This window comes from Brevundimonas alba, assembly GCF_011927945.1.
Classification (GTDB): Bacteria; Pseudomonadota; Alphaproteobacteria; order Caulobacterales; family Caulobacteraceae; genus Brevundimonas; species Brevundimonas alba.
The window spans coordinates 232,462-252,500 of sequence record NZ_JAATJM010000001.1 but is presented as its reverse complement, the minus strand read 5'-3'; the positions used below and the strand labels follow the sequence as shown (position 1 = coordinate 252,500).

Sequence of the window (20,039 nt, the reverse complement as noted above, 5' to 3'; positions counted from 1 at the left end):
ATTTAGGTAGAGCGTCCGACGTATTCCTTGGGGGGTAGAGCACTGGATGGTTGCGGGCTGCGCGAGCGGTACCAATACTAACCAAACTCCGAATACCCAAGAGAACTATCGGGCAGACACACGGCGGGTGCTAACGTCCGTCGTGAAAAGGGAAACAACCCTAACCATCATCTAAGGCCCCCAAGTACTGGCTAAGTGGGAAACGATGTGGGATTGCTTTGACAATCAGGAGGTTGGCTTAGAAGCAGCCATCCTTTAAAGAAAGCGTAACAGCTCACTGATCAAGCGATCCTGCGCGGAAAATGTAACGGGGCTCAAGCCAGTCGCCGAAGGTATGGGTTTGCAGTTTACTGCAAGCGGTAGCGGAGCGTTCCGTAAGCCGGTGAAGGTCAACCGTGAGGTTGGCTGGAGGTATCGGAAGTGAGAATGCTGACATGAGTAACGATAAACAGTGTGAGAAACACTGTCGCCGAAAGACCAAGGGTTCCTGCGTAAAGCTAATCTGCGCAGGGTTAGTCGGCCCCTAAGGCGAGGCTGAAAAGCGTAGTCGATGGGAAGCAGGTAAATATTCCTGCACCAGCTGGAAGTGACGGATGGCGTAAGTTGTCAGGGCTTATTGGATTGTCCTGGCAGCGAAGTTGTCCCTGGAAATAACTCCAGCAGAGACCGTACCCGAAACCGACACAGGTGGTCAGGTAGAGCATACCAAGGCGCTTGAGAGAACTGTGCTGAAGGAACTCGGCAAATTGCACGCGTAACTTCGGAATAAGCGTGACTCACCTAGCGCAAGCTAGACTGAGTGGCACAAGCCAGGGGGTAGCGACTGTTTAGCAAAAACACAGGGCTCTGCGAAGCAGCAATGCGACGTATAGGGTCTGACGCCTGCCCGGTGCCTGAAGGTTAAAGGGAGTTGTGAAAGCGACGAACTGAAGCCCAGGTAAACGGCGGCCGTAACTATAACGGTCCTAAGGTAGCGAAATTCCTTGTCGGGTAAGTTCCGACCTGCACGAATGGCGTAACGACTTCCCCACTGTCTCCAGCACAGGCTCAGTGAAATTGAATTCCCCGTGAAGATGCGGGGTTCCCGCGGTCAGACGGAAAGACCCTATGAACCTTTACTATAGCTTCGCCTTGGCGTTAGCGACCGTATGTGTAGGATAGGTGGGAGGCTATGAAGCCGGGGCGCCAGCTCTGGTGGAGCCATCCTTGAAATACCACCCTTACTGTCGTTGACGTCTAACCGAGGGCCGTTATCCGGTCCCGGGACATGGCGTGGTGGGTAGTTTGACTGGGGCGGTCGCCTCCTAAAGTGTAACGGAGGCGCGCGATGGTGGGCTCAGACCGGTCGGAAATCGGTCGTCGAGTGCAATGGCATAAGCCCGCCTGACTGCGAGACTGACAAGTCGAGCAGAGACGAAAGTCGGCCATAGTGATCCGGTGGTCCCGCGTGGAAGGGCCATCGCTCAACGGATAAAAGGTACTCTAGGGATAACAGGCTGATTTTGCCCAAGAGTCCATATCGACGGCAAAGTTTGGCACCTCGATGTCGGCTCATCACATCCTGGGGCTGGAGCAGGTCCCAAGGGTATGGCTGTTCGCCATTTAAAGTGGTACGTGAGCTGGGTTCAGAACGTCGTGAGACAGTTTGGTCCCTATCTGCCGTGGGTGTTCGAAGCTTGAGAGGATCTGTCCCTAGTACGAGAGGACCGGGATGGACATACCTCTGGTGGACCTGTCGTGGCGCCAGCTGCGCAGCAGGGTAGCTATGTATGGAATAGATAACCGCTGAAAGCATCTAAGCGGGAAACTAACCTCAAAACAAGGCTTCGCTGAGGATCGTGGAAGACTACCACGTTGATAGGCCAGGTGTGGAAGTGGGGCGACCCATGAAGCTTACTGGTACTAATAATCCGATCGGCTTGATCGTTTCTCAGCAAAACTCATTCGATTTTTTCAGCTACTGCTGAACTGACAATGTCTTCTCACAATCGTCTATCCGCCTGGTTGACCTGGTGGCTATGTCGGAGGTTCCCCACCCGATCCCATTCCGAACTCGGTCGTTAAGCCCTCCAGAGCCGATGGTACTTCGTCTTAAGGCGCGGGAGAGTAGGTCGCCGCCGGGTCTACCAGGCGGATATATGATTGTAAGTTTGCCCTATCGCGCTTCGCGCTACTTGAGGGCACGTCTTCTCGAACCGCTTTTCCTCTACACTACCGTTTGCCGCGGGATGGAGCAGCCCGGTAGCTCGTCAGGCTCATAACCTGAAGGTCGCAGGTTCAAATCCTGCTCCCGCACCCAAGATCTCAAAGCCCCGCTCGGCTCCGCCGGCGGGGCTTTTTGCTGTTCGGCCGATCGCGAGTTCCGCGGCTTACGCCGAGTTCATCCGCCCGCCACAATCCCGCCTTGTTCCGCTACAAATGTAGCGCTACGAATGTAGCGTCACATTCAGTGGAGCCGCCATGATCGAGTCCCTGCCACGACGGGAACGGGAGGTGTTCGAAACCCTCTGCCGCCTGCAGAAGGGCACGACCAGCGCCGTTCGCGCGGCCATGTCCGACCCGCTGAGCGATTCCGCCGTGCGGACCCTGCTGACGCGTCTTGAGACCAAGGGTCTGGTGGCGCGGACGCCGGACGAGGACGGCCTGGTGTATCGCCCGTCGCCGCGTCCGGAGACCATCGCCGCAAGCGCCCTTCGCCGGACCGTCGACACCTTCTTCGCCGGCTCCGCGGCCAATGCCGCCACGGCCCTGCTGGGACTGACCCAGAAGCTGAAACCCGAAGAATTGGCCGCGCTGGAGCGTGCCATCGACGAAGCGAAGGAGCGGGGGTCGTGAGCGTCGAGCTGTTTATCGAGCTGCTGTGCAAGACGAGCGTCATCGCCGGCGCCGGGCTGATGCTGTCCCGCCTTCTGGCGTTTCGGCCTGCGGCCGACCGGGTCGATGTCCTGAGAGCGGCGGTCTGCGTCCTGCTGGTGCTGCCGCTGATCGTCGCCGCCCTGCCGGCGCTGCAGATAGCGCTTCTGCCGGCCCAACAGGCCGAGACGGCGGCGTCCGCGCCCGTCTGGCAGGGCTCCGTCGAACTGGCCGAGGGCCTGTCCGTGTCGAGCGCCCTGCGCGCGCCCTCTCCGCTGCTATGGGCGGGGCTGGCGTGGGCGGCGGGCGCGGCGCTGGTCCTCGGCCGATTCATTCTGGGCGTTCTGACGCTGAGGCGCTGGACGCGCGACGGCGCGCCGGTGAAGGACCCGGTCTGGACACGCGCGCTCGATGGCCTCGAAAAGGACCGCCGCCCCCGGCTTGTGGCCTCGCCCCCGGTCGAGGCGCCGCTCAGCTGGGGCCTGCCCCCGGGCGTGGTGCTGATCGGAAACAACTGTCTGAACCATCCCGAGAGCGCCGCCGCCGTGCTGGCGCACGAGCTCGCCCATATTCAGCGACGCGACTGGCTGTTCCTGGCCCTGTCCCGTCTCGCGCTCGCCCTGTTCTGGTTCAGTCCGCTGGTGTGGCTGCTGCACGCCACGCTCGCTGCCCGGACCGAAGACGCCGCCGACGCCGCCGCCGTCTCCAAGGTGGACCGCCGGACCTACGCCCGCGCCCTGGTCGGTCTCGCCGCCGACTTCCGCCAGTCTTCCGCCATCGGCATGGCGGGCGACGCCCAGTCCCTGACCCGAAGGATCACCCGCATCATGACCATCCGCCCCGTCACCCGTCCCCGCCCGCTGTCGATGGCCTTGGCCATCGGCGCCCTGGTCGCCATCGCCACGCCGATCGCGGCGCTGGAGATCACGCACCGGCAGGCGGCTCCGCCGCTCCCGCCCCTGCCGCCGCTGGCCGCGAGCGTACCTGTCGCGCCGCTGCCGCCGTTGCCGCCGTTGGCGATGTCGATCGCCGCACCGGTTCATGCCCCGGAGCCGCCCGCTCCGCCCGCTCCCCCCGCGCCCCCGGCGCCGCCCCGCCCGCAGGACGGCTCGCGCATCACCATCACGGACGGCGGCCGCACCCAGGTCTACCGCTCGGTCGAGGAGATGGATCCGCAGACGCGCCGCGAATACGAACAGGCCATGCAGGAAGCGGCTCAGGCCCGGGTCCACGCCGCCGAGGCGGGGGTAGACGCACGCGCAGCGCGGGCCGAGGCCGCCCGCGTCCATGCCGAGGCGCGCACGCACCACGCGGCCGCGATGGAGCAGGCTCGTGGCGCGATGGCCGAGTCGCGCGTCGCCGCCACAGAAGCCCGCGCCCAAGCCGCTGTCGCGCGTGAAGAAGCTCGCCACGCCATGGCTCGCGCCCGGGTCGAGATGCGCCTAGGCGCCGACGAGATGGACCGCGGTGCGGCCGAGATGCGCGAGGAGGGCCGCCGACTGCGCGACCCCGCCTATCGGGCCCGGCAGATCGAGGAGAACCGGGCGCGGGGCCAGACGGTCACGGACGCCGAACTGGTCGCCCTGTCGAACAGCCTGCCGCGGCAGGCGGACGAGTTGCAGCGGCAGGCGCAGCGGATGAGAGAACAGGCTGTCGCCGACCGCACCTGAGACGACAAGGCCCCGCTCCGGCGGGGCCTTTTTCTATGGCCCGCCGAGAAGCGCCAGCGCGGCGTGGGCCATCAGCCAGAGCACGGCGACGAAGTTGATCGTGAACACCTGACCCCGCAAGGCGACGTTGTCGCCCGAGCACTGGACCCATGAGTGCAAAAGGCGGCCGAGCAGGAACAGCCAGGCCGCGGCTACGTCCCACGGGCTGACATGGTCCGTCAGTATAAGAGCGAAGGCGCCGATCCATGCGAAGACGGGAGCTTCGGACTGATTGGCCAGGTTCCGCTGGATGCGCGCCGAGAGACGGGGATCGCCGTCCGCGCGGGCGAAGTCGTCCTTGGCGGCCTCTCCGCGCTTCACGACCACCAGCCGCGCCCAGGTCAGAAGGATGTACAGGCCGACGACCTGGCCAAAGTGCAGGAACAGGGGAGCCAGCATCCACAGCGCGTGCGAGGTCATGCCGGCTCCCATGCTTGTGCCTGTGTCAGGTCGCTCTCGCGTCCCAGAACCGGACCGCGTCGGCGTCCCGGGCGCTCAGCTCGGGATAGTCCGGGTCGGAGCCGACGTCCGGGACGCGCCGCCATGAGCGGGCGCATTTCGGATGATCCGCGAGGCGGACCTCGACCGTAACGGCGTCGCCGCCCGTGCGGAGTTCGACCCCAGAGGTGCGGAACACCTCCGCGGCGTCGAGGCCCTCGAACGGGGCGAAGGCACCGGCCGGGCCGGTCACTACGGGCCAGGCGTCGAGGGCGCCGCCGATGATCTTGTCGCGGCGGGCGCCCTCCAGCGCCTCATTGACGATCTCAAGCACGGACTGGACGCCTGCCCAGCGCTCGGCCTCGGCCGGATTGCGCCAGTCGTCCGGGGTCTCCGGGATGACGCGGGCGCAGTTGGAGCCTTGGTCGGGGAAGCGGGTCGTCCAGGCCTCTTCCATGGTGAAGGGGGTCAACGGCGCGAGCCAGGCGGTCAGGCGCAGGAAGACCTCGTGCATGACCGTGCGGGCGGCGCGGCGACGGATCGCGTCGGGACGGTCGCAGTAGAGGCTGTCCTTTCGGATGTCGAAATAGAGGGCCGACAGGTCGTTGGAGCAGAACTCCAGCACCGGGCGGACGACGTCCTGGAAGCGGTAGTCGCGGTAGGCGGCGCGAACGTCGCGGTCCAGCTCCCACAGGCGGTGCAGGACGAACCGCTCGAGCGGCGGCATTTGGTCGAGCGGCAGGCGCTCGGCCTCGTCGAAATCAGCGAGGGCCCCGAGCAGATAGCGGACGGTGTTGCGCAGCTTGCGGTAGGCGTCGACCGTGGTCTGCAGGATCTGCTTACCGATCCGCTGGTCCTCGGCGTAGTCGACCAGGGCCACCCACAGGCGGAGGATGTCGGCGCCCGACTCCTTGATGACGACGGCGGGGTCGGTCGTGTTGCCCTTCGACTTGGACATCTTCTCCCCGTTCTCGTCTTGGGTGAACCCATGGGTGAGGACGGCGTCGTAGGGGGCGCGGCCACGGGTGCCGGAGCCTTCGAGCAGGTTGGACTGGAACCAGCCGCGGTGCTGGTCCGAGCCTTCGAGATAGAGGTCGGCGGGCCAGTGCGACGGACGGTCGCCGGTGTAGCCGTGGGCCGGATCCCGCGTCTCCAGCGTGAAGGCGTGGGTGCAGCCGGAGTCGAACCAGACATCGAGGATGTCCTGGATCTTCTCGTAGCGGTTCGGATCGTGGGCGCCGAGGAAGTCGGCGTCGGGCCGGTCGAACCAGGCGTCGGCGCCGCCCTCGCGGACGGCGGCGAGGATGCGGGCGTCGACCTCGGCGTCATGCAGGGGCTGGCCGGTTTCCTTGTCGACGAACATCGCCAAGGGCGTGCCCCAGGCGCGCTGGCGGCTGATCAGCCAGTCCGGGCGGCTTTCGACCATGGTGCGGATGCGGTTCTTGCCCGCCGCCGGGTGGAAGGCAGTGGCGTCGATGGCGGCGAGGGCTCGCTCGCGCAGGGTCCCGTCGTCCTTCAGCGGCTGGTCCATGCGGATGAACCACTGCGGCGTATTGCGGAAGATGACGGGCGCCTTGGAGCGCCAGCTGTGCGGATAGGAATGCTCCAGCCGGCCGCGAGCCAGCAGGGTGCCCGCCTCGATCAGCTTCTCCATCACCGCGCCGTTGGCGGGACCGAACTTGCCGGTCTTCTTGCCCTCGGTTTCGAGCACTTTCAGGCCGCCGAACAGGGGGACGTGGTCGTAATAGGCGCCGTCGGGGTCGACGGTGTCGGGCACCTCGTGGTGGCCGTGGGCCTTCCAGACCTCGAAATCGTCGGCTCCGTGGCCGGGAGCGGTGTGGACGAAGCCCGTGCCGGCGTCGTCGGTGACGTGGTCGCCGGCCAGCAGAGGCACGGAGTAGCCGTAGCCGGTCGAGAGCGCCGCCAGCGGATGGGCGCACTCCAGGCCGGACGGATTGATGCCGTCCACGCGTGTCCAGGTAGCGATCTTCGCGGCCTTGAAGACGTCCTCGGCCAGCTTGTCGGCGACGATCAGGCGATCGCCGGGCTTGGCCCAGGGCTCGAACTCAAGTCCGGTCTCCATGGCCGTGACCTCATAGAGGCCGTAGGCGATGTCGGGACCGTAGCTGATGGCGCGGTTGGCCGGGATGGTCCAGGGCGTGGTGGTCCAGATCACCACGGACGGGTTCGAGTGGCGGAAGGCCAGCAGGTCGTCGGCGTGGTCGTCCGTCGCGCCCGTGACGGGGAATTTGACCCAGACGGTAGGGCTGACGTGGTCGTGGTATTCGATCTCGGCGTCCGCGAGGGCGGTGCGCTCGACAGGCGACCACATGACGGGTTTGGAGCCGCGGTAGAGCTGGCCGGAGTTCTTGAACTTGTGGAACTCGGCGACGATGGCGGCCTCGGTCGGGAAGTCCATCGTGGCGTAGCGGTTGTCCCAGTCGCCGACGATGCCCAGGCGTTTGAACTGGGCCTTCTGCACCTCGATCCAGCCGGCGGCGTATTCGCGGCAGGCCTGACGGAACTCGGCTTTGGAGACCTCGTCCTTGCGCTTGCCCTGGGCGCGGTAGCGCTCCTCGATCTTCCACTCGATCGGCAGGCCATGGCAGTCCCAGCCGGGGACGTAGTCGACGTCGTGGCCGAGCAGGAAGCGGCTGCGGACGACGAAATCCTTCAGCGTCTTGTTGAGGGCGTGGCCGATGTGGATGTCGCCGTTGGCGTAGGGCGGGCCGTCGTGGAGGACGTAGAGGGGCGCGCCCTCGGCCTGACGCTGTTTGCGCAGGGCGGCGTAGAGGTCGCCCCACTGTTCGATGATCTGCGGTTCCTTCTGGGGCAGGCCGCCGCGCATGGGGAAGGGCGTCTCGGGCAGGAAGACGGTCTCGCGGTAGTCGCGGCCAGCAGGAGTGTCGGAGGCGTCAGCCATGAAGTCTCGTTTCGTCGTGTGTGATCGTTCGCGTGAGTTTCGAAGTCCCGGCGTGCGCGGGGAAAGCCCCTGCGGCGCTACGCCGGGCGGCTAATCGAAATCGGGCGAAACACGCGGACGGTCATGGTGAGGTTGATCTAGCAGGCGGTTCAGCGCGGCGCCAGCGCGTCGCGGGCGGCGGCGGCGTCCTTGTCGATCTGGATCTTGAGGGCCTCGAGGCTGTCGAAGGTCGCCTCGCCGCGCAGGAAGGCGACGAGTTCGGTCTCGACGGTCTGGCCGTAGAGATCGCCGTCGAAGTCGAAGAGCCAGACTTCGAGCAGGGGCTCCTCAAGCGCATACATGGGGCGCAGGCCGAGGCTGGCTACGCCGTCGATCAGGCGGCCATCGGGCAGGCGGGTGCGGGTGGCGTAGACCCCGTAGGCGGGACGCATATAGTCGCCGAGCCGGACGTTGGCGGTGGGGACGCCGATGGTGCGGCCGCGCTTGTCGCCGTGGACGACCTCGCCCTCGACGGCGAAGGGGCGGCCGAGGATGGCGGCGGCGCGGGGCATGTCTCCTGCGTGGACGGCCTCGCGGACGGCGGAGGAGGACAGCTTCAGGCCGTCGGGGTCGTCGACGCGGGGGCAGACGGTGACGCCGAAGCCGAGCGCTTCGCCGTGGCGGCGCAGGCCCTCGGGCGAGCCGGTGCGGCCCTTGCCGTAGGTGAAGTCGAAACCGACGGCGGCGTGGCGGATGCCGAGGCCGTCTGAGTGGCCTACCGCGCTTCGCGCTGCTTGAGGCCCCGAAAGCACCTCCCGGGCGAAGGCCTCGTCGAACATGGCGGCCATGTCGGCGTCGAAGGGCAGGAGATAGAGGCGATCGACGCCGAGCGGCTCCAGAGCCCGGGCCATCTGGGCGGGCGTCATGAGGCGGAAGGGGGCGGCGTCGGGCTGGAACCAGCGGCGCGGGTGGGGCTCGAAGCTGACGACGGCGAGCGGGGCGTTCAGCGAGCGGGCGGCTTCGCGGGCTTGGGCGATGACGGCCTGATGGCCGCGGTGGACGCCGTCGAAGGCGCCGATGGCGACCGCCGCGCCCTTCAGCTCGTCGGGCAGGTCACGCCAGTCGGTGACGATCCGGACCAAGTCAGTCTTTCGCGGGACGCCGGCGGCGGGGCACACGGACCAGGGCGACGCCGTCCATGATCAGCTTGCCGTCGACGAAGCCCTCGCAGTTCAGTTCGACGCGGGCGCTTTCCTGATCGACGGAGACGACGCTGATGCGGACCACGACGTCGTCGCCGATGCGGACCGGCAGGTGGAAGCCGAGGGTCTGGGACAGGTAGATGGCGCCGGCGCCGGGCAGGATGGTGCCGACCACGGCCGAGCCGAAGGAGGCCGACAGCAGGCCGTGGGCGATGCGGCCGCGGTAGGCGGTCTTGGACGCGAAAGCCTCGTCGAGGTGGACCGGGTTGAAGTCGTCCGAAGCCTCGGCGAACAGGCGGATGCGCTCTTCGGTGACGTGGATGATCTTCTCGGCGGCCATGCCGACGTGAAGCTCCTCGAGGATGTATCCGCCCGAAGGATGTGTCGTGACCAGTTCCATGCGGGCGGCTTAGCCTGATTTGAGGCCGGTCACCACGCCAGATCGAGCATGGCGTAGCGGGCGTATGTGGTCTCGGCCTCCAGCAGGGCGGCGGCGCGGGCCGGATCGAGGCGGCCGTCGGGGCCCTTGGCGGCGTCGCCGTGGATGCCCTGGGCGATGAAGAGGCAGTCGAGGGCCTGACGGTTGGCCCCGAGCACGTCGGTGATCACGCCGTCGCCAATGCACAGGACGCGGGAGCGGTCGACGGGGCGGCCGAGCAGCGTCTCGCCTTCCGCGACGGCGAGTTCGTAGATGGCGCCGTAGGGCTTGCCGGCCATGGTGACCCGGCCGCCGAGGCTCTCGTAGAGATCGGCGAGGGAGCCGCCGCAGTAGATCAGCTTGTCGCCGCGCTGGACCACCCGGTCGGGGTTGGCGCAGATCAGTTCGAGGCCTCGGGCGGCGCCGGCGGCGAGTTGGTCGCGGTAGTCCTCGGGCGTCTCGGTCTCGTCGTCGACCATGCCGGTGACGGAGATGAAGGCGGCGTCTTGGGCCCCCTCGGCGCGGGCGAGGTCGAGACCTTCGTAGAGCGGCCAGTCGCGGTCCGGGCCGATGATCCATGCCGGGCCGGGGGCGCGCTTGGCCAGTTCGGCCCGGGTGGCGTCGCCGGAGGTGACGAAGGCCCGCCAGCTGTCGCGCGGCACCCCGAGGCCGTCGAGCTGGGCCACCACGTCCGACGACGGGCGCGGCGAGTTGGAGATCAGCACGACATCTCCACCCTGCTGATTGAAGCGGGTGAGGGCGGCGCAGGCGTCGGGCCAGCTTTCGCGGCCGTTATGGATCACGCCCCAGACGTCGCAGAGCAGGATGTCGTAGTCGGCGGCGATCTCGCCGAGGCCGGAGAGGGCGTGGGGCAGGGTCATCCTGGGCTGATAGCGGTTTCGGGAGAGGGGGTGAAGGGTCGGGGCGGGGTCCAAACGGACTGAAAAACTGCGTCCGAAGCGTCCGAAGCGTCCGAAGAGTGCGAAGCGTTCACTGAGTCCGAAGAGTGCGAAGCGACCGGAAAGCGGGTCCTGCTCCTGGACCAAGCCCCGGAGGACGCAGGCGGATTCGATTTTCAAAGACCGACGGCGAAAGCGAACGGGAGCATTATCGGGAGCATTATACGGCCGTCGGATTGCGTGCGCAGAAGATCGGGTTGAGAAAAGAGGATGTGTTTGAAGTCGCGCGGGTTTGCTGGCGCTATCCGACTATAGAAACGCGGATTGTCAGCACAGCGTCACGGGCTCCCTCAGGGAAAGAAGGAAGCGGGCCGCGCGGAACGCCGCGACACTCGCGGGTGTTTCCGTCCGGGGCCAGAGGGAGATGCGGGATGCGGTATCTGGTGATCGTGACGGCGGTGGTGGGCGCGGCGGCTCTGGCCGGGTGCGCCACGACCGACAACTACGCCTCGGCGTGCGAGCGCGACTATGCGCGGAACCGGGATCAGGCCACTGCGGCGGGCGCCGTTCTGGGCGGGGCCATCGGCGCGGCGGTGGCCGGGCGCGACGATCGGGAAGCCGGAGCGGCGATCGGCGCGGCGGCGGGGGCGCTGCTCGGGCGCCAGCTGTCCGAGGAGGACGACCCCTGCGGTTACGGCTTCGGCGGCTATAACCGCGACGGGCGTTACGGGCGGGAGCGGGTGTACTGGCGGGACGACCGGCGCTGGTGAGGAACTGGCGCGGGGCTTGCCGGTTGGTCCGGTCTGACCGGAGGAACCGATGATCCAGACCCGAACCATCCTGACCGCCGCCGTCCTGGCGGCCAGCCTCGCCGCCTGCAGCAGCCCGCAATCCGCCCCTGAGCCGGAAAACGAGACCACGGCCGCAGAGATGCCGGATGCCGGGGTCGAGCCTGCGGCAGGCGGCGCGGCGACCGCGGATGCGAACAGCGGCACTCATGCGGGGGCGACGGACGCTCCGCCCGCTACGGACACCCACTAACCCTTTCGGTCAGGGACTCCTTTACCTCCACCATGAGAGGTCGAGGCGCCGTGAAGCTTTGTCTGTGTGGGGACAGTTTCGGGCCTTGACGGCGCGGGGCTTGACGCGCGTTCGCCCGTCCGGCGAAGGCTGTCTAACGCAGGTGAATCGGCTCGGGGTTCACATAGCACGGAGTTTCGATTTGCGTTGGGTCCGGAAGCTCATCAAACGCCTCAGGTGCAAGCGCCATCGCTGGCGTCCGGATCGCCGGCGCGAAGGCGCCGAGTTCTGCGACCTGTGCGGCGCGCACCGGCTGATCTCACAGGAGAACTGACCTCCGAGGGCTAGGGACCGCCGGCGACCGAGCCGACAGCGGCCATGGCCAAGGCCTCCAGATCGATTGTGCCGTTGATCGCAAGCCCGCCGTCCGAGCGAGTGACGGACAGGCCTTCCGTAGTTTCAGCCTGCCGCTCCAGTTCGGTGCGAAGCGCCTCCGCCACCTGGGCTTCCATGCCGGCCATGTGAGTCTCCTTTGGGCGCCAGGCAGCGAGCGACCGGGCCTTCAGAGCCAGAAACGCGGAAAGGTAGGACGGGTTCGGTTCCGGAGGTCGCCGGCGCGGTCTCAGGCAGGCGCATGTGCCAGACTTGCGGGGCCCGCCCCTCGGTCAGGTCGTCGCACGCGACCTGCGCTCCGGGAAGCGTCCGACCCTGGTGCCTTCGCGACCATATCGGACCATGCGGTATGCGTAGCCGGGATATAGCCGTGAGATGTACCGCACGCCCTGCAAGGCCACAGAGGGATGGTCACCGCCGCCCATGGTCAGAACGACCGTGTCGCCCCCATCTCCCGTAGTCTTCGTCCGTCCAGCGCCGCGCGACGTCCGCAGACGTCACGGCCCAGAAGGTGAAACCGACAACCCGGCCGTTCTCGGACGCCACCACATAATGTCCCCGGCGGATGGCGCCCGAAATGCTGTCGACCATCGGCCCGAATGGAAGGCCACTAAACGGCCGCCGGTGCGCCATGAACGTGATTGCCGCAGCGAAAGCGTCGGTCATTCGCTGCATTCTGCCGATCACCAGTTCCACGAACAGTCCTCACTAACATCTATTTTTTAGTCGCCACACATCCAAATCGTGACGAGCTTCGTATCTTATCTCTCAAAAATACTGGCCGTATAGATAAGCGTGGCGCAACAATTCGTGTCAGCCAGTATTATTAATGCAAAGTTGAAACCAGAATCTCTTCGCTGCGTATACCCCCGGTGGCTCGCGATGACCACATGAACTGGCGCGCGCGCCTACGGGAGGAAAGCAATGCCCACTATAAACGGCACGAACAATAACGACGCCCTTGGAGATACGCCGGGCGACGACATCATTAACGGGTTGGGCGGATCGGATACGATTACCGTCAGCGCGGGGCGTGACGTGGTCGACGGCGGAACGAACCCGGACCGCCTCATAATCAATTACGCCGGACTGACGACTGGCATCCAGAACTTCGGCGAAAACGGGTTTGACGATGCCTCCGGCATGGGACTGACCAGCACCCGCTTTTCGAACGTCGAGTCGTTCACCATCCGAACCGGCTCTGGCGCGGACACCATCCGGACCTTCTTCCGGCCCGACAGCAATAGCGACACGGTTGTATCCGGCGTCGACCTCATCAACCTTGGCGCGGGCGATGATGTGGCCGGCGGGGGCGGAGGTGATGATACGATCTACGGCGGAGCCGGCAACGACACCCTCGACGGGGACGGCTCGATCCGTGGCAAGTTCGGAGCTGCGCGCAACCTGGCCGACATCAGCTTCACCGGGCAGGACAGGCTCTTTGGCGAAGCAGGCGACGATCTGCTGCAGGGCGGCGCCGGCGACGACGTCCTCGATGGCGGCATCGGCAACGACACGCTGTACGGAGATGGCGTCGTCTTCAATTACAATGACACGACCAACGTGGGAGGCGGGGGCACCGTCACGCTCGTCGACCAGTTTGGCGGCCAGGACTCGGGCAACGACATCCTGAATGGTGGCGACGGCAACGACATACTTGAAGGGCGGCTTGGCAACGACACGGTGAACGGCGGAGCGGGCGACGATCTTGCCCGATTTAGCCTATCGCGCGACGGTCGGGACCAGACGGATCTCGGGACAGGAAGCGACGTGGTCGAGATTAGTGTGAACGCCGACTCCGAGCGCTCCAACGCCATCCGGCTAACCTTCACCAGCGCCGAGGTCGGCAACGGCCTCGCAACCGACGGCGGGGCGATGCTGAACCAAGATGGCGGCCTGGCGGTGCGCATGCAGTCAGAGAACTACGCGGACGGGCTATTCGGTGAAGTGAGCCGCTTCGACGACGAGGGGATCACGTTCGTAGCCCAAGGCGGCGCCCTCTTTGACGTCCGCGACCTGGTGTCCGGCGCGCAACGGGGCAATCTGTTCAGCGTGGTCCAACTCGGTACGTCCGGTGCCGATACGATGACGGCCGTCTCTCCCGACGCGGCCTATTATTTCAACGCGGGCGCGGGCGCGGATACGATCACCGGCGGAACGAACGCCGACTTCCTGGTCGGTGGCGGCGGTGACGACACGCTCTCGGGCGGAGCAGGTGACGACACATTCATTGGCGGCGGCGGCAACGACGGCATCGTCGGCGGCGACGGTATCGACACGGCGAACTATGGAACGGCGACCGCCGGTGCGACCATCCGGCTTAACCTGGCGACCGGCAGTGACGGTTCCGGTGGAACGGACACCCTGTCCGGGATCGAGGACGTCGTGGGCGGGGCGTTCAACGACGTCCTCGTCGGCAACGGTGCGAACAACACGCTGAGCGGCGGTCTGGGTTCCGACACTCTGATCGGACTGAACGGCGACGATGTGCTCATTGGCGGATCGGGCGCGGCCAACCAGTTGCAGGGCGGCCGCGGCGATGACCGCTATATTGTTACTGCCAACGACACCTTGGTCGAGTTTGCCGGCGAAGGTGTGGACACTGTCGAGATCTCGCGAGACACCTATGTCCTGCGGGATAACTTCGAAAATCTGACCTACACTGGGACCGGTGCGTTCTCGGGCACGGGTAACGCCGAGGCTAATGTGATCACGGGCGGCACCCTGGGAGACACCCTGACCGGTGGTCAGGGCGACGACACACTGAACGGCGGCGACGGCGACGATATCGCGGTCCTCTCCGGGAACCAGTCGGACTACACGTTCACGACGACGGCAGGCGGCTATCAGATCGTCGATTCCGTTGGTGGACGGGACGGCTCGGACCAGTTGTCCGGCGTCGAACGTGTGCGCTTCGCAGACGGATCGACGGCGACCCTGGCAAGCCTCGTCGCCGCCCCGGCAGCGACATCGGAGCAAGCCATCGCGTTCGCCGACGATGGCTTTATCCTAAGCCCCGATATGGAGATGCAGCCGCAAATCCTGCCGTTGGACGACAGGCAGATGTCGGCGGACCTGGGGTCTGCGCTGAGGGGACATATGCAAATGCTGCCTGATGGACTCGACCATCCCGCATTCCATCAGGACGCCGGAGCCTTTGCGTTCAGCGACGACTGGATGATGTAAGGCCTCAGGCACGGCAGATTGAACGGGCGGCTTCTCTCGGGAGGCCGCCCGTTTTCCGTTCAGCAGTGTCGTCAGAGTTCGGGTGGTCGAGCAGGGAACGACACGCCGATCAGCCCATCCGCCGGCGGTGGTCGGCGCTGCGGAGGGTGGAGCGGATGAAGTCGGCGGGCGGATCGGTTTCCGCCAGGACGGCTTCCTTGATGGCGCGGGGCTCGCCGAAGAGGTGGCCTTGGCCGACGGAGATGTCGAGTTCGAGGATGTCGACGATCTGGCCCTCAGTTTCGCATTTCTCGGCGATCAGCTCGATGCCGTAGCGGCGGGTGACGCCCGCGAAATCGGCGGCGGAAATGTCGCGCAGCGCGGGAAGGGCCGAAGCGCCATCGGTGTCGAGCAGGGTCTCGATCAGCAGGTCGGCGGCGACCTTCATGAACTTCACATCGGACCGCTGAAGGTCGGCGAAGTCGAGGGCGAGGGTCTGGACCTTGTCGATCGAGAAGCGGAAGCCGAGGTCGGCCAGCTTGGCCATGTTGCGGGCCTCGACCGCGCCGCGGGCGTCGAAGGTGGCCTGACCCAGTTCGAAGATCAGGGCCTGGTTGAGGTCGCGGTTCTCGCTGAGGAAGTCGAGGAACTGGGGGAAGAAGGTCTCGTCGCCGAGCGAGGAGAGGGCGACGTTGCAGAAGACGCCGACCTTGCGGTCCTGACGCGCGAGGCGGCGGACGATCTGGGCGCAGCGGAACAGCAGCAGGTTGTCGATGGCCGGGACCAGGCCCTCGCCCTCGGCCACCGAGAGGTACTCGGCCGGCATCATGACCCGGTCGTCGGCGGCGCGCAGACGGGTGAAGCTCTCGTAGAAGATGGTGCGGCGCTGGGGCAGTGAGACGATCGGCTGCAGATACAGGTCGACGCGGTTCTCGCTGAGCGCCTCGTGGATGGTCTGGAGCAGGGCGTTGGACTGCTGCTGGTGCCGGGCCTCGAAAGGATTGGCGGCGGCCGGCTGTGAGATGCGCTGGTCGATCGACTCGCTCATCTGCTGGATCAGGGATTCCAGCATGCGGACCTCGCCCGACAGCTGTTCGGTCGAGGACAGGGCGCCGCTCTCGATGGCCTGGGCCAGTTCGGTGAGCGCGCCCTGGGTGGACTCCATGGCGTCGGCGAGGAGGCGGTGAGCGTCGCGAACCTGGTCGATTTCCTTCTTGAGGGCGGCCCGCTCGGACTTGCCGGAGACCCAGGTGTGGATCGAGGCGAGCAGGCCCAGGGTGGCGATACCGGCGGCCGCGCCCGCGCCGGCGCCGAGGCCCGCGCGCCACACGAAGGCGCCGACCGTCATGGCCAGGAACAGGTAGCCGAAGAAGAGGAAGCCTTGAGTCAGGGCGCGCATGGAAACGGTTGTTCCGCCTTCCCGGATGGAATCGCCCGAGTATCGGGGTATCACGTCGGTTAGCCTAGCGTTCCTGCACGGATTCTCCCCAAGCTTCGAGGTTAACGATGGAATTGTTCGATCTGACCGGCCAGGTCGCGGTGATCACCGGCTCCTCCAAGGGGATCGGCAAGGCCATCGCCGAGCGGATGGCCGAGCATGGGGCGAAGGTGGTGATCTCGTCACGCAAGGCCGGGCCGTGCGCCGAGGTGGCCGACGCCATCAATGCGAAGCACGGCGAGGGCCGGGCGATCGCTGTCCCGGCCAACATCGCCTCGAAGGAAGAGCTGCAGCGGCTGGTGGACGAGACCAACGCCGCCTTCGGCAGGATCGACATCCTGGTCTGCAACGCCGCGACCAATCCCTATGCGGGGCCGATGGCCGGGATCAACGACGAGCAGTTCGGCAAGATTCTGCAGAACAACGTGGTCTCCAACCACTGGCTGATCCAGATGGTCGCGCCGCAGATGCTGGAGCGGAAGGCCGGGTCGGTGATCATCGTGTCGTCGATCGGGGGCTTGCGGGGCAACGCCCTGATCGGCGCCTACAACATCTCCAAGGCGGCCGACATGCAGCTGGCGCGGAACCTTGCAGTGGAGTGGGGGCCATCGAACGTGCGGGTCAACACCATCGCACCGGGCCTCGTGCAGACCGACTTCGCCCGCTACCTGTGGGAGAACCCGGACCTGCTGAAGCAGGTGACCGATCCCGCGCCGCTGAAGCGGATCGGCCAGCCGGACGAGATCGCCGGGGCGGCGGTTTATCTCGCGGCGCCGGCCTCGGCCTATATGACAGGGCAGACGCTGGTGGTGGACGGCGGGATCACCATTGCCTGGTGAGGCCGACAAGCGGGTGAGCTTCCGCCAGGACCTGATCTGGCGGCTGGAGGCGGCCGGGTTCGCGGGCTTCGTCGGCTTCATGCGGTTGCTGGGGGTGGAGCGGGCGTCGGCGCTGGGCGGCTGGCTGCTGCGGACGCTGGGGCCGAAGACGGGGACACAGAAGACGGTGATGCGGAACCTGCGCATCGCCTTCCCCGACATGCCGGCGGACGAGCGGGAGCGGCTGGCGCTGGACCAGTGGGAACAGACCGGGCGGGCCTTTGCCGAGACGGCCGTCATGGACATGCTGGTCAAGCAGGACCGGATCGAGGTGGTCGGGCGGGAGCGGCTGCACGCCATCCGCGACAGCGGCCGGCCGGTGGTCTTCGCCGGCGGGCATTTCGCCAATATCGAGACGCTGGCGGCGACGATCGTGGGCTCGGGCGTGCCGTGCCAGATCACCTATCGCGCGGCGAACAACCCCTATGTCGACGCCCAGATCATCGCGGCGCGGGCGCGGTATGGGGTGAAGCTGTTCGCGCCCAAGGGCGGCGACGGGGCGCGGGAACTGCTGGCCGGGATGGCGCGGGGCGAGTCCGTGGCCCTGATGAACGACCAGAAATTCTCGGAGGGACCGGAGGTGATGTTCTTCGGCCAGCCGGTCAATGCGGCGCCGGGGCCGAGCCGGCTGGCGCTGCGGTTCGGGACCGTGCTGCAGCCGATGTCGGTGGTGCGGCTGCCGGGGGTGCGGTTCCGGCTGACGGTCTATGAGCCGATCGTGCTGGAGAAGACGGGCGACCGGCAGGCGGACATCGCGCGAGGCGTGCAGGCGATCACGACCTTCGTCGAGGACCGGGTGCGCGAGAGCCCGGTCGACTGGTTCTGGGTGCACAAACGCTGGCCCGACCGGGTGTATGCGGCGCTGAAGGCGGACGAAAGTTAGATACTCCCGCTCATCCCCGCGAAGGCGGGGATCCAGTCCTTTCCAGCGGGACGCCGGCGTTTCAGGACAGCGGTCTGAGTTCTGCCGTTTCTCGTTCGCCACCCAAAGCTCTGGATCCCCGCCTTCGCGGGGATGAGCGGATCACACGGCGGCGGTCTGGGGCGGTTCGTCGACCTGGACGCCTTCGTCGACCGAGCGGCGGAACGGGCCGTGGTAGCCGGGCTGGGCGACCCGTCGCCGGTCGGGGCCGAAATAGCCGTCGGTCTTCACGAAGGGGCGGGGTTTCCAGATCACCGACTGGATGCGGTCGAGCACGGCCTTGGCGGTGATCGGCTTGACGAGGAATTCGGTGACGCCGGCGTCGCGAGCCTCATAGACCCGCTGCTTGCCCGAGTGGCCGGTCATCATGATGATCGGCAGATAGGGATTGACGCTGTCGGGGCTGTTGCGGACCAGACGGGTGAACTCGACGCCGTCCAGCGGGAACATATTGTAGTCGACGATGGCCAGGTCGACCTGGTGGTCGCGCAGGATGGCCAGGCCGGTGGCGCCGTCGCGGGCCTCGAGGACCTTGCGGATGCCCGCCGATTTCAGCACCGCCGACGCGATGGTCAGCATGTGGGGATTGTCGTCGACGAGGAGGACCTGGATGGCGGCGAGGGAGGTCATGGAGAGACGGCTGGAAAACGCCCGGTGCGCGCGGGTGCGGAAATCTAGGGCCGCAAAACTTTCCGGTCCATGACTGACCAGCGATCAGGAACGACGTAACCGCTTACTCGCGCTCAGGTTCTCACCATCAGCGACGGGTCCATGTTGCGGTTGCGCCATTTCATGCGCCAGCAGAGGTGCGGACCGGTCGCGCGGCCCTTCATCCCGACCCGTCCGACCGAATCACCGCGGCGCACGTCCTGCCCGGCGCGGACATCGAGCTGCGACTGATGCAGATAGGCGGTGATCAGGCCCTGACCGTGGTCGATCAGGACCAGACCGCCCTCAAAATGCATGTCGGGCTCGGCGAGGGTGACGCGGCCGGCGGCGGGGGCGCGGATCTCGGTCCCGAGCGGCGCGGCCAGGTCGATGCCGTAGTGGGGACGGGCGGGCGTGCCGTTGAGGACGCGCTGGGCGCCCCAGAGGCTGCTGACGCGGAAACCGGTCAGGGGCCAGTCGAAACCGTCGCTGAAACCGTCGGCGTCGAGGCGGCTGGCGAAACCCTCGGTCTTGATCTCGACCTCGCGGGCGATGCGGGCGAGCAGGGCGGGATCGGAAGGCTCGACCGTCGCGGGCGGGAGGCCGTCGACGCGCGTCATGGGGAAGTCGCCGGGAGCGATCTGAAGCGCGCGGATCGCGGAGCGGCCGTTGGCGCGGGCCTCGATTTCGGCGGAAGGTCCGGCGTCCCGGTCGAAGCCGATCACGAAGACGCCGTCGGCTGAGGCGGCGGTCAGGGCCTCGCCATCGACGAAGATCAGGGCTCGGGGCCATGTCCGACCGATGACATGGCCGCCCTGGACGAAGCGGCCGGTCAGGACGAGGTCGTCGGTGGTCCGGGCGCGCACGGCGCCGGAGGCCGCGAGGGCCGCGGCTCCGGCGAGGAGGGCGCGGCGGTCGGGATTCACCGGGCGGGCGCCATACGCTGCAGGGCCTCGCCGGGGCCGGCGTAAGCCTCCTGACGCACGGCGGACCAGTAGCGCAGGATTTCCAGCGGGATGGCCTTGCCGCTGACGGCGCAGGCGACGAAGCGGCCGCGCTTCAGCACGGCGAACTCGCCATCGGCGAAGTGGAGGGTGGCGAATTCCGCGTCAGGCTCGGTCATGGAGCGAAGGCTAGCGCGGGGCCGGCGGCGG

General features: G+C 66.6%; 18 protein-coding genes, 1 tRNA gene and 2 rRNA genes (1 of these 21 running past the window's edge). 10 read left to right on the top strand and 11 right to left on the bottom strand.

The window, feature by feature from the left end:
- From GGQ87_RS01120 to GGQ87_RS01100, 5 genes are all read left to right on the top strand, one after another.
- Nucleotides 1-1,927 (top strand): 23S ribosomal RNA (locus GGQ87_RS01120); it begins 862 nt to the left of the window's first position.
- An 81-nt stretch (nt 1,928-2,008) separates the two neighbouring features.
- Nucleotides 2,009-2,123, top strand: a 5S ribosomal RNA gene (gene rrf, locus GGQ87_RS01115).
- 99 nt (nt 2,124-2,222) lie between these two features.
- A tRNA-Met gene (locus GGQ87_RS01110) sits at nt 2,223-2,299 on the top strand.
- Between the two features lie 161 nt (nt 2,300-2,460).
- Nucleotides 2,461-2,835, top strand: coding sequence for a BlaI/MecI/CopY family transcriptional regulator (locus tag GGQ87_RS01105; protein WP_168044885.1), 375 nt, complete (start codon nt 2,461-2,463; stop codon nt 2,833-2,835).
- Entirely contained in the window at nt 2,832-4,523 is a 1,692-nt protein-coding gene (locus GGQ87_RS01100; RefSeq protein ID WP_168044884.1) for a M56 family metallopeptidase, read from the top strand. Before GGQ87_RS01105 ends, GGQ87_RS01100 begins: the two co-directional genes overlap by 4 nt.
- Nucleotides 4,524-4,556: 33 nt before the next feature.
- Here GGQ87_RS01100 and GGQ87_RS01095 read toward each other — a convergent pair whose 3' ends face one another.
- The 5 genes from GGQ87_RS01095 to GGQ87_RS01075 form a co-directional block, all read right to left on the bottom strand.
- On the bottom strand, nt 4,557-4,982 hold the full coding sequence (locus GGQ87_RS01095; RefSeq protein ID WP_168044883.1) for an MAPEG family protein: 426 nt from the start codon (nt 4,980-4,982) through the stop codon (nt 4,557-4,559).
- A gap of 25 nt (nt 4,983-5,007) precedes the next feature.
- Nucleotides 5,008-7,923, bottom strand: a complete 2,916-nt coding sequence (gene ileS, locus GGQ87_RS01090) for an isoleucine--tRNA ligase (RefSeq protein ID WP_168044882.1) — start codon at nt 7,921-7,923, stop codon at nt 5,008-5,010.
- 149 nt (nt 7,924-8,072) lie between these two features.
- The gene (locus GGQ87_RS01085; RefSeq protein ID WP_168044881.1) at nt 8,073-9,044 is read right to left on the bottom strand and encodes a bifunctional riboflavin kinase/FAD synthetase; all 972 of its coding nucleotides are present in this window, start codon (nt 9,042-9,044) and stop codon (nt 8,073-8,075) included.
- Between the two features lies 1 nt (nt 9,045).
- Nucleotides 9,046-9,504, bottom strand: coding sequence for a MaoC family dehydratase (locus GGQ87_RS01080; RefSeq protein ID WP_425339262.1), 459 nt, complete (start codon nt 9,502-9,504; stop codon nt 9,046-9,048).
- Nucleotides 9,505-9,533: 29 nt separating this feature from the next.
- Nucleotides 9,534-10,403 (bottom strand): TIGR01459 family HAD-type hydrolase, encoded by an 870-nt coding sequence (locus GGQ87_RS01075; RefSeq protein ID WP_168044880.1) that lies wholly within the window; start codon nt 10,401-10,403, stop codon nt 9,534-9,536.
- Between the two features lie 449 nt (nt 10,404-10,852).
- On the opposite strand from GGQ87_RS01075, the gene GGQ87_RS01070 reads away from it, so the two are divergent.
- Complete coding sequence (locus tag GGQ87_RS01070) at nt 10,853-11,191, top strand: glycine zipper 2TM domain-containing protein (RefSeq protein WP_168044879.1); 339 nt, start codon at nt 10,853-10,855, stop codon at nt 11,189-11,191.
- Between the two features lie 49 nt (nt 11,192-11,240).
- A complete protein-coding gene (locus GGQ87_RS01065) occupies nt 11,241-11,462 on the top strand; it encodes a hypothetical protein (RefSeq protein WP_168044878.1) in 222 nt (73 codons plus the stop codon).
- A 323-nt stretch (nt 11,463-11,785) separates the two neighbouring features.
- On the opposite strand, the gene GGQ87_RS01060 is transcribed toward GGQ87_RS01065, so the two are convergent.
- On the bottom strand, nt 11,786-11,962 hold the full coding sequence (locus GGQ87_RS01060; protein ID WP_168044687.1) for a hypothetical protein: 177 nt from the start codon (nt 11,960-11,962) through the stop codon (nt 11,786-11,788).
- 283 nt (nt 11,963-12,245) lie between these two features.
- On the bottom strand, nt 12,246-12,530 hold the full coding sequence (locus GGQ87_RS01055) for a hypothetical protein (protein ID WP_168044877.1): 285 nt from the start codon (nt 12,528-12,530) through the stop codon (nt 12,246-12,248).
- 228 nt (nt 12,531-12,758) lie between these two features.
- Between GGQ87_RS01055 and GGQ87_RS01050 the strand changes: the two genes are divergently transcribed.
- A complete protein-coding gene (locus GGQ87_RS01050; protein ID WP_168044876.1) occupies nt 12,759-15,020 on the top strand; it encodes a beta strand repeat-containing protein in 2,262 nt (753 codons plus the stop codon).
- Between the two features lie 109 nt (nt 15,021-15,129).
- Here GGQ87_RS01050 and tipF read toward each other — a convergent pair whose 3' ends face one another.
- Complete coding sequence (tipF, locus tag GGQ87_RS01045) at nt 15,130-16,398, bottom strand: flagella assembly cyclic-di-GMP phosphodiesterase TipF (protein ID WP_168044875.1); 1,269 nt, start codon at nt 16,396-16,398, stop codon at nt 15,130-15,132.
- Nucleotides 16,399-16,505: 107 nt separating this feature from the next.
- On the opposite strand from tipF, the gene GGQ87_RS01040 reads away from it, so the two are divergent.
- Nucleotides 16,506-17,276, top strand: a complete 771-nt coding sequence (locus GGQ87_RS01040) for an SDR family NAD(P)-dependent oxidoreductase (RefSeq protein ID WP_168044874.1) — start codon at nt 16,506-16,508, stop codon at nt 17,274-17,276.
- Between the two features lie 13 nt (nt 17,277-17,289).
- Nucleotides 17,290-18,198 (top strand): lysophospholipid acyltransferase family protein, encoded by a 909-nt coding sequence (locus tag GGQ87_RS01035; protein WP_342448279.1) that lies wholly within the window; start codon nt 17,290-17,292, stop codon nt 18,196-18,198.
- Between the two features lie 141 nt (nt 18,199-18,339).
- Here GGQ87_RS01035 and GGQ87_RS01030 read toward each other — a convergent pair whose 3' ends face one another.
- From GGQ87_RS01030 to GGQ87_RS01020, 3 genes are all read right to left on the bottom strand, one after another.
- Nucleotides 18,340-18,867, bottom strand: coding sequence for a response regulator (locus GGQ87_RS01030; protein ID WP_168044873.1), 528 nt, complete (start codon nt 18,865-18,867; stop codon nt 18,340-18,342).
- Nucleotides 18,868-18,980: 113 nt separating this feature from the next.
- A complete protein-coding gene (locus tag GGQ87_RS01025) occupies nt 18,981-19,811 on the bottom strand; it encodes a peptidoglycan DD-metalloendopeptidase family protein (RefSeq protein WP_168044872.1) in 831 nt (276 codons plus the stop codon).
- Nucleotides 19,808-20,008, bottom strand: coding sequence for a DUF2093 domain-containing protein (locus tag GGQ87_RS01020; RefSeq protein WP_168044871.1), 201 nt, complete (start codon nt 20,006-20,008; stop codon nt 19,808-19,810). The genes GGQ87_RS01025 and GGQ87_RS01020 overlap by 4 nt, the downstream gene beginning before the upstream one ends.
- Nucleotides 20,009-20,039: the final 31 nt, after the last annotated feature.